This window comes from Roseateles hydrophilus (assembly GCF_026712245.1).
GTDB lineage: Bacteria > Pseudomonadota > Gammaproteobacteria > Burkholderiales > Burkholderiaceae_C > Pelomonas > Pelomonas hydrophilus.
In genome coordinates this window covers 537,077-551,577 of the sequence record NZ_JAPPUY010000002.1, presented here as the reverse complement: position 1 = coordinate 551,577, position 14,501 = coordinate 537,077, and the positions used below count along the sequence as shown (strand labels likewise).

The following is a 14,501-nucleotide window of genomic DNA, read 5'->3' as shown; positions in this document are numbered from 1 at the left end:
AGCCGCAGGCTGCGGCGCCGACCATGGGCCATGGGTTCCGCCGGCCCGACCGCCGGTTCAAGCACCGGCGCCTCACCCCCCTAGACTGGTACCGCCGTCGTGTTCTTCAGCCGCTCCAGCACGAAGCTGGTCTTGCAGTCCTGCACGCTGGGGTGCATCAGCAGCGTGTCGCTGATGAAGCGGGCGTAGTGCTGCATGTCCTGCACCAGCACACGCAGCAGATAGTCCATCTCGCCGGTCAGCGCAGCGCACTCCACCACCTCGGGCCAGGTCTGCACGGCCGCACGAAAGAGGTCGCGCGGGTTGCGCAGCGGGCTCTCGGTCTGCTTCTCCAGCCTGACATTGATGTAGGCCGTCAGGCCCAGGCCCACACGCTCCGGCGGCACCAGCGCCACGTAGCTGCCGATGACGCCCGCCTCCTCCAACCGGCGCACGCGGCGCAGCACGGCGGACGACGACAGCCCGGCCTCGGCGGCGAGCGCGTCATACGTCAACCGGCCGTCGGCCTGCAGCGCGCGCAGGATGCGGCGATCGATGGTGTCGAGCTCGAGGGGGGCGTCCATGCGGGAAATTGTGCAGCCTTCGTGCGCGGCCCCGCCCCTACAGTGGGGCCGCCCGTGAAAGCCCTGATCGCCCTGCTGATTGCCACCATCCTGCCGACGCAGGCGGACGAGATCGTGCTCGCGTCGCCCGACTATTGGTGCCCGTTCAGCTGCAAGGCGGGTGCGGCGCAGGAGGGCTTCACGGTGGACATCGTGCGCGAGATCTTCACCGCCGCCGGCCACCGGGTGCGCCTGGTCAACCAGAACTACAGCCGCGCGCTGCTCGACGTGCGCGCTGGCGTCTACACGGCCACGCCGTCCACGCTGCGCGAGGAGGCACCGGACTTCGTCTTCCCCGACCAGCCCATCTCGCGCAACCGCTACTGCGTCTACACGCGGCCCGACACCACCTGGCGCTACCGCGGCCCGGCCAGCCTGGACGCGCTGGGCCATGTGGGCGTCATCCGGGGCTATTCGTACGGCGCCGGGCTGGACGCCGCCGTCAGAGCAGCGCCGCAGCGCTTCGAGCTGCACACCGGCGACGGCCTGACCGAGCGCATGCTGCGCCGGCTGCAACTGGGCCGCCTGGATGCCTTCATCGAGGAAGAGAACCTCGTGGCCTACACGCTGAAGCAGCAGCCCGGGCTGGCGGCGCGCAACGCCGGCTGCGAAGCGCCCAGCTATGCCTACCTGGCCCTGTCGCCACGGCATCCGCAGGCGCACAGCCATGCGCGCACCTTCAGCGAGGGCATGGCCAAGCTGCGCCGCAGCGGGCGCCTGAAAGCCATCCTGGCAGGCTACGGGCTGCCGGAATGGCCGGCGCCATAGCCTCACAACGCGCATGAATCTTGCGCCATATCAAAACATGGCGCCACAGATTGCATGAATTCTGCGGATGCGGCGCCGCAGAATTTTCGGCTTCCACAGCACAGCTCACGAGGCAGACATGGCCAAGTTCACCCCCTGGGACAACCCCATGGGCACCGACGGTTTCGAGTTCATCGAGTTCGCCGCCCCCGATCCGGCCGCCCTGGGCGAGCTGTTCCGCACGATGGGCTTCACGGCCGTGGCCCGCCACCGCCACAAGAACGTGACGCTGTACCGCCAGGGCGGCGTCAACTTCATCATCAACGCCGAGACCGACTCCTTCGCGCAGCGCTTCGCGCGCCTGCACGGCCCGTCGATCTGCGCCATCGCCTTCCGCGTCGACAACGCCGCCCACGCCTACCAGCGCGCGCTGGAACTGGGCGCCTGGGGCTTTGACAACAAGGCCGGCCCGATGGAGCTGAACATCCCGGCCATCAAGGGCATCGGCGACTCGCTGATCTACTTCGTCGACCGCTGGCAGGGCAAGGGCGGCGCCAAGCCGGGCGCCATCGGCAACATCAGCATCTACGACGTGGACTTCGTGCCGCTGCTGGACGCGGCCGGCCAGCCGGTCGATGCCAACCCCGTCGGCCACGGCCTGACCGAGATCGACCACCTGACGCACAACGTCTTCCGTGGCCGCATGAAGGAATGGTCGGAGTTCTACGAGCGCTTCTTCAACTTCCGCGAGGTGCGCTACTTCGACATCGAGGGCAAGCTCACGGGCCTCAAGAGCAAGGCCATGACCAGCCCCTGCGGCAAGATCCGCATCCCCATCAACGAGAGCTCCGACGACAAGAGCCAGATCGCCGAGTACCTGGACCTGTACCACGGCGAAGGCATCCAGCACGTGGCGCTGGGCACCACCGACATCTACAAGTCGGTCGAGGGCATGAAGGGCACGGGCGTGGTGTTCCAGGACACCATCGACACCTACTTCGACCTCATCGACAAGCGCCTGCCCAACCACGGCGAGAAGGTCGAGGAGCTGCGCCGCCTGCGCATCCTCATCGACGGCGCCACGCACCTGGGCGCCGACAACGAGCTGCTGCTGCAGATCTTCACCAAGGAAGTGATCGGCCCGATCTTCTTCGAGCTCATCCAGCGCAAGGGCAACGAGGGCTTCGGCGAGGGCAACTTCAAGGCGCTGTTCGAGAGCATCGAGCTCGATCAGATCCGCCGCGGCGTGCTGAAAGAAGAAGCCAGCGCGTCCTGAACGAGTTGCCAGGCCTCGGGCGCATGCACGAGGCCCATGTGGCCCACGCCGTCCAGCCGGTGCGCCCGCGCGCCGGGCAGCACGGCGCGCTCGGCCGGGTTGACGATCTGGTCGCACGGCGTCCAGAAGCAGTCCACGTCCGGCAATCCCGGCAGCTGCGCCAGCCAGGCGCTGCCCTGGCGCATCTGTGCCGCGTTGACGCCCAGCCCCAACGCCGCCATGCGCGTGCCCTGGTGCGGCGAGCCCAGCGTGATGACGCGCGGCGCCTCCCCGTGCCCCGCGCCGTGCCGGCGCCACCAGGCCCGCAGCGCCAGGCCGCCCATGCTGTGCGCGCACAGCAGCGGCATGCGGCCGGTCAGGCGCTTGAGCTGCTGCACGCCGGCCTCGATCTCATCGGCATAGGCGTCGATGCTGCCGAAGGCGGGCTCCAGCGTCGGCGCGACAAAGGCCACGCCCTGCGCGCGCAGACGCCGCATCCAGCCGTTCCAGCGCCCGCGGTTGCACGAGAAGCCATGCACCAGCAGCACGCCCTGCGTGGCGCCAGCCGGCAGGTGATCGGGCTCGGCCCACTCCCGCCACGGCTGCCGCCAGGAGAACGCCAGTTCGCTGGCCGCCACCTCCCCCGCCCAGGCACGCAAGAGCTGACCCCAGCCCGGCGCAGGCCGGTTGACCCAGCGCAGCTGCGCAAAGCCGAGTGCCAGCACCGCGGCATGCAGGCCCAAGGTCGCTACGCCCCAGGCCCAGCCGAAACGCCAGCCCACCCACAGCGCCACGGCCAGCCGCAGCAATACCCAGATCCTCTGCAGTCGTGCATTCATCGCCGCAGTGTAGGAAGGCAAAATCGGTGCGCCTCATGGACTCCCGCAGCGCCGAATCCCTGCTGACTGAACTGCGCGCCGTCGACGCCGAGCGTGCGCGGCGCGCCGCCGACCCCGCGCTGCAGGCGCGCGTCCAGGCCCTGAAGGGCTACCAGCAACAGCGCTTCGCCCACACCTACGCCGACCTGCTCGCCACGCCGCGCTATGCCGCTGCCACGCGCTTCTTCCTGCACGAGCTCTACGGCCCTGGTGACTACCGCCAGCGTGACGCGCAATTCGCCCGCGTCATCCCCACACTGACCCGGCTGTTCCCCGACGAGGTGGTGGACACCGTCGCCAAGCTCGCCCGCCTGCACGCGCTGTCGGAACGCCTGGACACGCGCATGGCCGAGCACCTGGCTTCACCCGCCATCACGGCGCCGGACTACGCCCTCGCATGGCGTGCCTGCGGCGAGCCGGACGCGCGCCAGCGCCAGATCGAGCTGACCATGGCCGTCGGCGACTCGCTCGACCGGCTCACGCGCAAGCCGCTGCTGCGCCAGTCCCTGCGACTGATGCGCGGCCCCGCGCAGGTCGCGGGCCTGGGCACGCTGCAGACCTTCCTGGAAACCGGCTTCGACACCTTCCGCGCGATGCGCGGCGCGGCCGAGTTCCTGTCCACTGTGCGACAGCGCGAAGACACATTGGCGCGCGCTCTCTTTCAAGCCGATACCGCCGCCCTAGGGCAACTCCCCTAGCTCGATGTAACCGGCAGTCCCACCATCGGCGGCTTCACGCAGAGCACGCCAAAAGGGCCCGCCGATGACCGCCGTTCTTGCCGACGTCCCGCATGTGACATCTCGCGCCAAACCGTGGCTGGCGAGCTATCCCGCCGGCGTACCGGCGCAGGTCGACACCAGCACCTACCGCTCACTGGTAGACCTGCTGGAAGCCGCATTCCGCCAGCATGCGCGCCGCGATGCCGCCATCTGCATGGGCCAGCGCATGCGCTTCGACGAGATGGACCGGCTGTCCGTGCAGCTCGGTGCCTGGCTGCAGGCCCAGGGCCTGAAGCAGGGCGACCGCGTGGCCATCATGATGCCCAACGTGCTGCAGTACGGCGTGGCCATCGCCGCCATCCTGCGCGCCGGCTTTGTCGTCGTGAACGTGAATCCGCTGTACACCGCCCGCGAGCTGGAGCATCAGCTCAAGGACTCGGGCGCCCGCGCCATCGTCGTGCTGGAGAACTTCGCGCACACGCTGGCCGAGGTCATCACCGCCACTGACATCCACCACGTCGTGCTCGCCTCCATGGGCGACCTGCTGAGCTGGTGGAAGGGCCCGCTGATCAACTTCGCCGTGCGCCACCTGAAGAAGATGGTGCCGGAGTTCCGCCTGCCCGTCGGCGACGGCCGCACCGTCGTGCGCTTCAACGAGGCGCTCGGCCACGGCGAGCGCCTGCACCTCAAGAAGCCCGAGCTGGGCCCCGACGACGTCGCCTTCCTGCAGTACACCGGCGGCACCACCGGCGTGTCCAAGGGCGCCACGCTGCTGCACCGGAACATCGTCGCCAACATCCTGCAGGTGGAGGCCTGGTTCCAGCCCATGCTGTCCACCGTGCCCGGCTACGACAACGGCGACGTGCAGTTCACCAACGTCTGCGCGCTGCCGCTGTATCACATCTACGCGCTGACAGCCTGCTTCATGCTCGGCGCGCGCATGGGCCACCTGAACATCTTGGTGCCCAACCCGCGCGACATCCCCGGCTTCATCGAGACGCTGCGCGGCCACAAGATCCACATCTTCCCGGCCGTCAACACGCTGTTCAACGCGCTGGCCAACGAGCCTGCGTTTGCGCGGCTGGACTTCTCCGAGCTGACCATCTCCAACGGCGGCGGCATGGCCGTGCAGCAGGCCACGGCCGAGCGCTGGCTCAAGGTCACCGGCTGCCCGGTCGTCGAGGGCTACGGCCTGTCCGAGACCGCGCCGGCCGCCACCATCAACCGGCTGGACATCCGCGCCTTCAACGGCAGCATCGGCCTGCCCATCTCGGGCACCGAGATCACCATCCGCGACGACGACGGGCAAGACCTGCCCCTGGGCGAGCGCGGCGAGATCTGCATCCGCGGCCCGCAGGTCATGGCCGGCTACTGGCGCCGCCCGGACGAAACGGCCAACGTCATGTACGACGACGGCTTCTTCAAGAGCGGCGACATCGGCATCATGGACGAGCGCGGCTACGTGCGCATCGTCGACCGCAAGAAGGACATGATCCTCGTCAGCGGCTTCAACGTGTACCCGACCGAGATCGAGCAGGTCGTCGGCATGCACCCGGGCGTGCTGGAATGCGCCGCGGTCGGCGTGCCCGACGCCAAGTCCGGCGAGGCCGTCAAGCTGTTCGTCGTCAAGAGCGACCCGGCGCTGGCCGAGGAAGACCTGGCCAGCTACTGCGCCCAGCAAATGACGGCCTACAAGCGGCCCAAGTTCATCGAGTTCCGCGACGAGCTGCCCAAGAGCAACGTCGGCAAGATCCTGCGCCGCGAGCTGCGCACCAACACCGCCTGACGGCGAGCCAGGCCGGCGCCCGGCCTACCGCCTGGCGCCGCCACAGCAACCGATCAGAACGGGTTGTTCTTGGCGCGCGTCAGCGCCAGCACACCGATGCGCTGCTGCGCGGTCGGGCCCAACAGCGTGTCACCGGCCCACAGCCAGGTCGACGACGCGTCCGCTTTCAGCGTCTCCGTCGTGCAGTCCTGCTGTGCCACGTCGCTGCGGCAGGCGGCCTGCGTGACGTCCGAGTAGCCAAAAGCGGCCGGGAATCGGGCGATCTGCTGGATGGTTTCATCCACCAGCACCAGGCCGACCAGACGACCGTCGTTCAGCAGGTTCAGGCGCATCTCGACGTTGAAGGCCGCGCTGAGCTGGTCCAGGAAGGCGGCGCGGTCGATGTCGGTCTGCTGCAGGCGCTCGTTCTGGCCGAACGGCGTCAGGCCCACGTCGAAGATCGTGGCGATGACCACGCGGCCGTTGGCATTGGCAATGCGGTTGGCCTGCTGGGCCAGCAGCTTGCCGCGCGCCTTGGCCTCGTTGATCAGCGAGTCCTTGTTGACGGCCGGGAACTGGCGGTACAGCTCCAGGATGTCGTTCACGCCCACCATGATGGACACCAGATCCTTCGGGCCGAAGCGGTCGTTGGAGAGGTGCTGATCGATCTTGTCGCGAACGTCCGCCACCTTGGCGCCTGCCGCTGCGTACATGATGCCCTGCGGCAGCGCCACGAACGACGTGTTGCACTGCGAGTAGACGAAGCCGAAACCGCTGGCCAGCACCTGCGTCCAGACCGGGTTGCCGGCGCACTCCACCTGCCGGGTGTCGGCATTCAGGCCGTTGATCGTGTACTTCTTGCCGCTCTGCAGGATGGTGCCGCTCTCGTCACCGAAGGCAATGATGCGGTTGGGTGCGAAGGGTTCGATCTGCGCGGTGCCCCCGCCGCCGCAGCCAGCGACCAGCGCCGCAACCGCCATCGCGGCCAGTCCGCGCTTCAGTTTCTTCGAGACAACACGTTGCATGGCGATCAATTCAGGGACAGGGGAAAACTCAATCGGTGAAGGCGGCGGCGGCCCGGCTGAGCCGGTCCCGGACGCCATCCCAGGCCGGGTCGTGCGGAGGCGCCTCGACCCAGATTTCCCGGGCGCCAGCCGCATCCAGCGCCCGCAGCACCGCGAACAACTCGTGGGCCGCCGTGGCCGGATCGGACGGCTGGGCCTGCCAGCGCCAGGCCGGCAACCGGGCGCGTGAATATACCGCCAGCCCTTCCAGGCTCCCGCTGGCGGTCGCGGCCGCCAGACGTAAAGAAAGACCCGCGGCATCCAGCAGTCGCACGCGGGCAGCCGGCGCGTAGTGCGCAGCCAGCGTGCCGGAGGCCTTGGGCGCGGCCGCATCGGGCTCGGCCAGCGGCTGGCCCAGCGCGGCCTCGATGCGCGCGCGGCTCAGCAGGCCCGGGCGCAGCAGCGCGGGATGGGCGCGGCTGCAGTCCACGATGCTGGACTCGATGCCCACCTCGCAGGCGCCCCCGTCCAGCACCAGCAGGCCAGCGCCGAACTCCTCGACGACATGGGTCGCCAGCGTCGGGCTCACGCGGCCGAAGCGGTTGGCGCTGGGCGCAGCCACGCCCAACACGCCCAGGTCGCGCGCGGCGGCCAGCACCGCACGCGCCACCGGGTGCGCCGGCGAGCGCAGCGCCACCGTGGCCTGCCGGCCGGCGGCAGCCTCGGCCATGCCGGGCGCGCGCGGCACGATGACCGTCAGCGGCCCCGGCCAGAAGGCATCCATCAGCCGACGTGCGGTGTCGGGCAGGTGATCGGCAAACGGCTCGGCGCCCGCGGCGTCCAGCACATGGACGATGAGCGGGTGATCGCTGGGCCGCCCCTTGGCCGCGAAGATCTTGGCCACGGCCTCGTCACGGTCGGCCCGCGCGGCCAGGCCGTAAACGGTCTCGGTGGGCAGCCCCAGCAGCTCACCATCAGCCAGGCGGCGCGCGGCGGCCTCGACGGCGGCGGGGTCGGTGCCGGGCTGCAGCATCAGAAGTCGGTCGGCAGGCCGAGGATGAGGGCGGCCTCCAGCGCGATCAGGTGCGCCGCCTCGGCCGTCGCGGCCGTGATGTTGAGGTGACCCATCTTGCGGCCGTGGCGCGCCTCGGCCTTGCCATACAGGTGCAGGTGCGCACCCGGCAGGGCCAGCACGCGGTCCCAGGGCGGCGGGGTCGGGCCGCCCTCATCGCTGAACCACAGGTCGCCCAGCAGGTTCAGCATGACGGACGCCGAGTGCTGGCGCGGCTCGGGCAGCGGCAGGCCGGCCAGCGCCCGCACCTGCAGCTCGAACTGCGACACGCTGGCGCCGTTCATCGTCCAGTGGCCGGAGTTGTGCGGGCGCGGCGCCATCTCGTTGACGACCAGGCGACCGTCCTGCAGCCAGAAGAACTCGATGCACAGCACACCGACGTAGCCCAGCGCCTCGGCCACCTGACGGGCGGCGGCCACGGCCTGCTGCTGCACGTCGGCCGGCACGGCGGGCGCCGGCACCTCGGTAACGGACAAGATGCCGCCGCGGTGCAGGTTCTGCTGCACGGGATAGTTCACCAGCTGGCCATCGGCGCCGCGCGCCACCAGCACGCTGAGCTCGGCCTTCAGGGGCAGCAGCTGCTCCAGCACGCAGGGCACGCGCTTCAGATCATTCCAGGCAGCGGCCAGCTCGGCGGCCGTGCTCACGCGCACCTGGCCCTTGCCGTCGTAACCCATGCGGCTGGTCTTGAGGATGCCGGGCAGCAGCGCAGGGTCCACAGCCGCCAGCTCGATGTCGTTGGTGATGACGGCATGCGGCGCGCACGCGACGCCAGCCGCCTCGAAGTGCGCCTTCTCGACCGCACGGTCCTGGCACACGGCCACGCAGGCAGCGGCCGGCGCCACCGTGCGCATGCCGGCCAGCGTCTCCAGCGCCAACGCCGGCACGTTCTCGAACTCGGTGGTGATGGCGTCGCAGTCGCGCGCCAGCTGCGCCAGGCCGAAGGAGTCCAGGTAATCAGCCTGGATGTGCTGCTCGGCCACGGCGCCAGCCGGGCTGACGGCGTCGGGGTCCAGCACCACGCAGCGGTAGCCCAGCGCTTGGGCGGCGTGCACGAACATGCGGCCCAGCTGGCCGCCCCCCAACACGCCCAGCGTCGCCTGACGCGATTCGCCCGCGACCGGGGCGCCCGGAAGCAGCGCCGTCATCAGCGGAGGTCCTCGGTCATGGCCTGGGCGGCGGCCGTCTGCTTCGCACGGAAGGCGTTCAGCTTCTCGAGCAGCACTGCGTCGCCCGTGGCCAGCATGGCCACGGCGAACAGCGCCGCGTTGGCGGCACCGGCCGTGCCGATGGCGAAGGTCGCGACCGGGATGCCCTTGGGCATCTGCACGATGGAGTGCAGCGAGTCCACGCCCTGCAGGTGGCGGCTGGCCACCGGCACGCCCAGCACGGGCACGGTCGTCTTGGCGGCCAGCATGCCCGGCAGGTGGGCGGCGCCGCCGGCACCGGCGATGATGGCCTTCAGGCCCCGGCCGCTGGCGGCCTCGGCATAGGCAAACATCTCGTCGGGCATGCGGTGGGCCGACACAACCCGCGCCTCAAAGCCGACACCGAACTCGGTCAGAATCTCGGCCGCCAGCTTCATCGTGTCCCAGTCGCTGCTGGAGCCCATGACGATGCCGATCACGGCGTCAGGGTTCGTGGGGGCTGTGATGGACAAGACGCACTCCGAGGGCCAGAAAAGCCTTGAATTGTAGAAGCCGGGGCCTCAACTCCCTCCGACCATGATCGACATCACCCTCCAGAACTTCGAAGCCGAACTCATCGTCGCCTCCCAGCAGCGCCCCGTGCTGCTGGACATCTGGGCGCCGTGGTGCGGCCCCTGCCGCACGCTGGGCCCCGTCCTGGAGAAGCTGGAGACGGCCTACGCGGGCCGCTTCACGCTGGCCAAGCTCAACAGCGACGAGGTGCCCGAGATCGCCTCGCAGCTGAGCCAGATGTTCGGCGTGCGCTCCATCCCGTTCTGCGTGATGTTCGCCGGCGGCCAGCCGGTGGACGGCTTTGTCGGCGCCCTCCCTGAGGCACAGATCCGCGAGTTCCTGGACAAGCATGTGCCGCCCGGCGAGGAACTGCCCGCCGAGGACGAGGCGCCCGCCGATGCCGAAGGCGATGCCGACCTCGAAACCGTGCTGGGCAAGCTGGCCCACGCCGTGCAGGCCGACCCGGCCAACGACGCCGCCCGCTTCGACTACGTGAAGGCGCTGCTGGAGCTGGGCCTGGTGGCCGAGGCCCGCGAAGCCTTCGCACCCGTGGCCGCCAAGGCGGCCGACACGCTGGTGCCCTCGCCCCGCCTGGCCGCGCTGGCCACGTGGCTGGCCGCCTGCGAAGCCGCCGCCAGCGCCGACCCCGCCGCGCTGCAGGCAGCCATCGCCACCAACAAGCGCGACTTCGACGCCCGCTTCGCGCTGGCCCAGACCCACCTGGCCGGCCAGCGCTTCACCGACGCCATGGACGAGCTGCTGGAAATCATCATGCGCGACAAGGCCTGGAACGGCGAGGCGGCGCGCAAGGCCTACGTGGCCATCCTGGAGCTGCTGACCAAGCCCGCGCCCAAGCCGGCAGCCGAGGCCAAGACCGGCACGCTGGAACTCGCCGGCAAGGCCGCCGTCGTGCAGAGCGACCCGCTGATCGACAGCTACCGCCGCCGGCTGTCGATGGCCTTGTTCTGACGCACCGGCCCGCCCGCGGCCGAGCCGCCTAAGGCACGCCGCCGTGGTTGCTGCGCAGCTCGCGCAGCTTCACGCACTCCGCATCGTTGCGGAACTGCGGCTTCTCGCACTGCCGGTCGATGCACCAGGCACGCGCCAGCAGCACGCGGCCGCCGCAGGCCTCAGCCGCCGTGCGGGGCTCGGCGGCGACCGAGGCCGCCGCAGCTTGCACCGGTGCGGCCACGGCCGAGGCGGCCGGCTCCGGCGCCGCGAACACCGGGCTGCGCGGCACCGGGCGGAACTCTCCCGCCTTCTCGGTGACGATGGGCTTGAGCGCCCCGCTCTCACGCCGGGGCGTCGGTGAGGTCGGCGCCGCCGACGCACGCGGCGCCGAGGCCGGCCCGGCGAGCGAGACGGTGGTCACCTGGGTCACGGGCACGGCGCTGGCGGGAGCAGGCGCCGAGGCGGCCAGCACGGCATCGGCCAGCACGGCATCGGCCGGCGACGCGGCCGCGGACGCTGCGCTGGCGGCGGCATCCACCGGCGCCGGCGCCGCAGCCGGCAGGTTGTGGCGCAACTGCAGCACGAAGGCCCCGAGCAAGGCCACCGCCATCACACCGGCACCGGCCAGCAGCCAGGGCTGGCGGCGGGGCGGCGGCGCCACGACGGGCAGCGGTGGCACATCCTCGGGCAGCGCCTGCACGGTGTCGGCGAACTCGATGTCCAGCCGGCCGGTCGGCGCCTCGGCGTCGTCCATGACGGGCGCCGGCCGCGGCGCGGCAGCGTGCAGCGCCTGGGGCGCCGGCACCTCGGCGCGCCCGTCGACGGCCTCGCGCCATGCTGCGGCGCTCGGCGGCCGCTGATGCGGCGCCACGCGCAGCGCCCAGTCCAGCGCGGACAGGAAGGCCGGCGAAAAGCCGGGCACGGCCAGCGGCGCCAGCTCGTCGCCCATCGCACGCGCGGTGCAGGGCGGCGGCGGGTGGCCGGTCAGCAGCTCATGCATGACGGCGGCCAGCGCATAGAAGTCCGTCCACGGGCCCTGCCTGAGGCTGGCGGCCTCGGCGTACTGCTCGATGGGCGCGAAGCTGGGCTTGAGGATGGCGGTGAACACCTGCGTGCGGTCGCCGATTGCCTGGCGAGCGGCGCCGAAGTCCAGCAGGATGGGCAGCGCGCCATCCGCGGGCAGGAAGATGTTGTCGGGCGCGACGTCGCGGTGCCACACCTGCTGCGCGTGCAGCGCCTCCAGGCCGCTGAGCACGGCGTCGAACACGCGCCGCGCCCAGGCCTCGGGCGGCGGCGTGGGCAGCGTCTTGCGGCCCTCGCGCAGGTTCTGGCCCACCAGCCGGGGCATGGCCATGTAGGCCGTGCCGTTGGCCTCCCAGAAGCGGTAGACCTTGAGCAACGACGGGTGGTCGAAGCGGGCCAGCAGCCGTGCCTCGTTGACGAAGCTGCGCCGGCCCAGCTCGAAGGTGTCGCGCATCGCGGCGGAGCGCACCGACACGTGCGAACGTCCGTCGCGCTGCGCGAACTGGCTGGGCATGTACTCCTTGATCGCCACCTCGCGCTCCAGCGCATGGTCACGCGCCAGGTAGACGATGCCGAAGCCGCCCACGCCCAACGTGCCCAGGATCTCCAGCTCGCCGAAGCGCGTGCCGGCTGGCAGGGCCAGCAGGGCGTTGTCGGCGTCGTCAGCAGCGGCGGTCATGGCGCGCGAGGGTAACGCAGCGCCGCACGGCCGACAGCCGGAAAAAAGCGACGCGCTGCTCAGCGCGGCGGGCTCGTCAGGCCCGCGTCGGCAAGCCGCTGGGCCCACTGCCGGCGCTGGGCAGCGTCGTCAGCCCAGGCGGCCTGGGCGGCATCGGCATGGCGGGTGGCCAGCAGTTCGTCGCGCAGCCGCGCGTAGACCTGCGCCAGCCGCGCGTGCAGGGCGGCGCGCTCGTCGAGGTCGCAGTGCGGCGAGTCTTCGGCCAGCACCTCGACGGCGGCCTGGTCGGCCAGCGCGCGGGCCTTCAGGGCCTCGCCGTTGTTGACCCAGCACCAGGCCAGGTCGGCCAGCAGGCTGCCGCCCACGCGGGCCAAGCCCGTGGCCACGGCGTCGGGCAGGTGGGCTTCCAGCAGCGCGGCGGCGGCGGCGAAATCGCCCTGCACGGTGAGCAGCTGCGCGCGCAGCAGCGGCGTCAGATCGGCCCGCGCGGAGCCGCCCACGGCCTCGTCGAAGTGGCCAATGGAATCCACGCCCAGCAGCACGGCCGGCGCCTCGCCGGGCTCGCCGGCCAGCGCCGCGTGGCGCAGGCGCAGCGCACGCATCTGGGTCTGGTTGTAGAGCAGCGCCGCCAGGCCGGCGTCGTCGCCATCCGCGCCGGCCGCGCGGCGGCCGAAGGCATACCAGCCCGAGGCTGCCGCCGGGTCGCCGGCCAGGTCCCAGGCCATGCCCAGCGCCGAGGCCACGCGGCAGGCGGCGGCGTTGTCGGCCGGCGCCGCCAGCGCGGCGGCCGCGTGGGCGACGAGGCGGTCGATGTCGCGATCGACGAAGGCCATCTGCGCCAGCCACGCGTCGGCCAGCGCCTGCAGCGACCGCAGGCCGGCCGCGGCGGCCATCACCTGGGCGCGGCGCACGCGGTCACGGGCACCGCCGCCGAAGGCCGCGAAGTAGGCGGCCAGCCCTTCCGCCAGATGCAGCCAGGCCGCCAGCTCGATGCGCGGCTGCGCCAGCGCGCGGGCCTGCAGGCGGTTCAGCTCCTCGCGGGCCTCGGCCTCCCGGCCATGGCGCAGCCACAGGATGGCGCGCTGCACCTGCAGCACGGCGCTGCGCCCCGGCATGGCGGCAACGGCGGCGATCTCGCCATCCAGTCGCTGGGCCAACCGGCTGCGCAGCTTGACGGTCACGGGTGCACCCTTCGCGCGGCGCTCAGGCCGTCAGCCGCTGCAGCGCTTCCTCGTACTTCTCGACGGTCTTGGCGATGACGCTGGCCGGCAGCGCGGGCGCGGGCGCAACCTTGCCCCAGGGCTGGCCGTCCACGGTGGCCTGCTCCAGCCAGTCGCGCACGAACTGCTTGTCGTAGCTCGGGGGGTTGCTGCCGGGCGCGTAGCTCTCGACGGGCCAGTAGCGCGAGGAGTCGGGCGTCAGCACCTCGTCCATCAGCGTCAGCGTGCCATCGGCGTCGAGGCCGAACTCGAACTTGGTGTCGGCAATGATGATGCCCTTGGTCAGCGCGAAGTCGGCGGCGCGCTGGTAGAGCTGGATGGAGATGTCGCGCACGCGGGCGGCCAGCTCGGTGCCGATGATGGCCGCGGCCTGCTCGAACGAGATGTTCTCGTCGTGGTCGCCCATCTCGGCCTTGGTGGCGGGCGTGAAGATGGGCGCGGGCAGCTTGTCGGCATTGCGCAGGCCGGCGGGCAGCGCGACGCCGCAGACGCTCTGGGTCTTCTGGTACTCGGCCCAGCCGCTGCCGGCCAGGTAGCCGCGCACGACGGCCTCGATGGGCAGGGGCTTCAGGCGCTTGACGAGCATGGCGCGGTCGCGGATCTGCGCGCGCTCAGCGTCGGTGACGACCGACAGCGGGTCTTCGCCGGTCAGGTGGTTGGGGACGATGCCGTCGAGCTTGTCGAACCAGAACAGCGCCATCTTGGTCAGCAGCGCGCCCTTGCCCGGGATGGGCTCGCCCATGATGACGTCGAAGGCCGAGAGCCGGTCGCTGGCGATCATCAGGATGCGGTCGTCGCCAACGGCGTAGTTCTCACGCACCTTGCCGCGGCCGAGCAGGGGAAGGGAGGTGAGGCTGGATTCGTAGAGGGCTTGAGGCATGGCGGC

At 71.0% G+C, this 14,501-nt stretch carries 14 protein-coding genes; 5 read left to right on the top strand and 9 right to left on the bottom strand.

From position 1 onward, the window contains the following. Positions 1-80 precede the first annotated feature (80 nt). Positions 81-563, bottom strand: coding sequence for an Lrp/AsnC family transcriptional regulator (locus tag NYO99_RS09650; protein WP_268166969.1), 483 nt, complete (start codon positions 561-563; stop codon positions 81-83). Between the two features lie 54 nt (positions 564-617). On the opposite strand from NYO99_RS09650, the gene NYO99_RS09645 reads away from it, so the two are divergent. After that, positions 618-1,370: a substrate-binding periplasmic protein gene (locus tag NYO99_RS09645; protein ID WP_268166968.1), complete on the top strand. Its 753-nt coding sequence runs from the start codon at positions 618-620 to the stop codon at positions 1,368-1,370. Between the two features lie 118 nt (positions 1,371-1,488). Next, positions 1,489-2,625 carry a 4-hydroxyphenylpyruvate dioxygenase gene (gene hppD, locus NYO99_RS09640; protein WP_268166967.1) on the top strand — a complete coding sequence of 379 codons (1,137 nt, stop codon included), beginning with the start codon at positions 1,489-1,491 and terminating at the stop codon, positions 2,623-2,625. Here hppD and NYO99_RS09635 read toward each other — a convergent pair. After that, positions 2,580-3,443: an esterase/lipase family protein gene (locus tag NYO99_RS09635; RefSeq protein WP_268166966.1), complete on the bottom strand. Its 864-nt coding sequence runs from the start codon at positions 3,441-3,443 to the stop codon at positions 2,580-2,582. The two genes, hppD and NYO99_RS09635, sit on opposite strands and share 46 nt — an antisense overlap. Positions 3,444-3,478: 35 nt before the next feature. On the opposite strand from NYO99_RS09635, the gene NYO99_RS09630 reads away from it, so the two are divergent. Together NYO99_RS09630 and NYO99_RS09625 are read left to right on the top strand one after the other, a co-directional pair. Beyond that, on the top strand, positions 3,479-4,180 hold the full coding sequence (locus NYO99_RS09630) for a DUF8198 family protein (protein WP_268166965.1): 702 nt from the start codon (positions 3,479-3,481) through the stop codon (positions 4,178-4,180). A gap of 64 nt (positions 4,181-4,244) precedes the next feature. Next, the gene (locus tag NYO99_RS09625; RefSeq protein WP_268166964.1) at positions 4,245-5,987 is read left to right on the top strand and encodes a long-chain-fatty-acid--CoA ligase; all 1,743 of its coding nucleotides are present in this window, start codon (positions 4,245-4,247) and stop codon (positions 5,985-5,987) included. A gap of 53 nt (positions 5,988-6,040) precedes the next feature. Here NYO99_RS09625 and NYO99_RS09620 read toward each other — a convergent pair whose 3' ends face one another. From NYO99_RS09620 to purE, 4 genes are read right to left on the bottom strand one after another with little or no spacing between them, the layout of a single operon-like run. Further along, the gene (locus tag NYO99_RS09620) at positions 6,041-6,991 is read right to left on the bottom strand and encodes an SGNH/GDSL hydrolase family protein (protein WP_268166963.1); all 951 of its coding nucleotides are present in this window, start codon (positions 6,989-6,991) and stop codon (positions 6,041-6,043) included. A 28-nt stretch (positions 6,992-7,019) separates the two neighbouring features. Beyond that, positions 7,020-8,003 carry an L-threonylcarbamoyladenylate synthase gene (locus NYO99_RS09615; protein ID WP_268166962.1) on the bottom strand — a complete coding sequence of 328 codons (984 nt, stop codon included), beginning with the start codon at positions 8,001-8,003 and terminating at the stop codon, positions 7,020-7,022. After that, the gene (locus tag NYO99_RS09610) at positions 8,003-9,190 is read right to left on the bottom strand and encodes a 5-(carboxyamino)imidazole ribonucleotide synthase (protein ID WP_268166961.1); all 1,188 of its coding nucleotides are present in this window, start codon (positions 9,188-9,190) and stop codon (positions 8,003-8,005) included. The genes NYO99_RS09615 and NYO99_RS09610 overlap by 1 nt, the downstream gene beginning before the upstream one ends. Then, positions 9,190-9,654, bottom strand: coding sequence for a 5-(carboxyamino)imidazole ribonucleotide mutase (gene purE, locus NYO99_RS09605; RefSeq protein WP_268167369.1), 465 nt, complete (start codon positions 9,652-9,654; stop codon positions 9,190-9,192). Before purE ends, NYO99_RS09610 begins: the two co-directional genes overlap by 1 nt. A 112-nt stretch (positions 9,655-9,766) precedes the next feature. Between purE and NYO99_RS09600 the strand changes: the two genes are divergently transcribed. After that, complete coding sequence (locus NYO99_RS09600) at positions 9,767-10,711, top strand: tetratricopeptide repeat protein (RefSeq protein ID WP_268166960.1); 945 nt, start codon at positions 9,767-9,769, stop codon at positions 10,709-10,711. Between the two features lie 28 nt (positions 10,712-10,739). Here the strand turns inward: NYO99_RS09600 and NYO99_RS09595 are convergent, their stop codons facing one another. The 3 genes from NYO99_RS09595 to NYO99_RS09585 are packed head-to-tail and all read right to left on the bottom strand — an operon-like array spanning position 10,740 to position 14,495. Beyond that, entirely contained in the window at positions 10,740-12,395 is a 1,656-nt protein-coding gene (locus NYO99_RS09595; protein ID WP_268166959.1) for a serine/threonine protein kinase, read from the bottom strand. A 59-nt stretch (positions 12,396-12,454) separates the two neighbouring features. Then, complete coding sequence (locus tag NYO99_RS09590; RefSeq protein ID WP_268166958.1) at positions 12,455-13,576, bottom strand: hypothetical protein; 1,122 nt, start codon at positions 13,574-13,576, stop codon at positions 12,455-12,457. Positions 13,577-13,598: 22 nt separating this feature from the next. Further along, positions 13,599-14,495, bottom strand: a complete 897-nt coding sequence (locus NYO99_RS09585; protein ID WP_268166957.1) for a phosphoribosylaminoimidazolesuccinocarboxamide synthase — start codon at positions 14,493-14,495, stop codon at positions 13,599-13,601. Between the last annotated feature and the right edge of the window lie 6 nt (positions 14,496-14,501).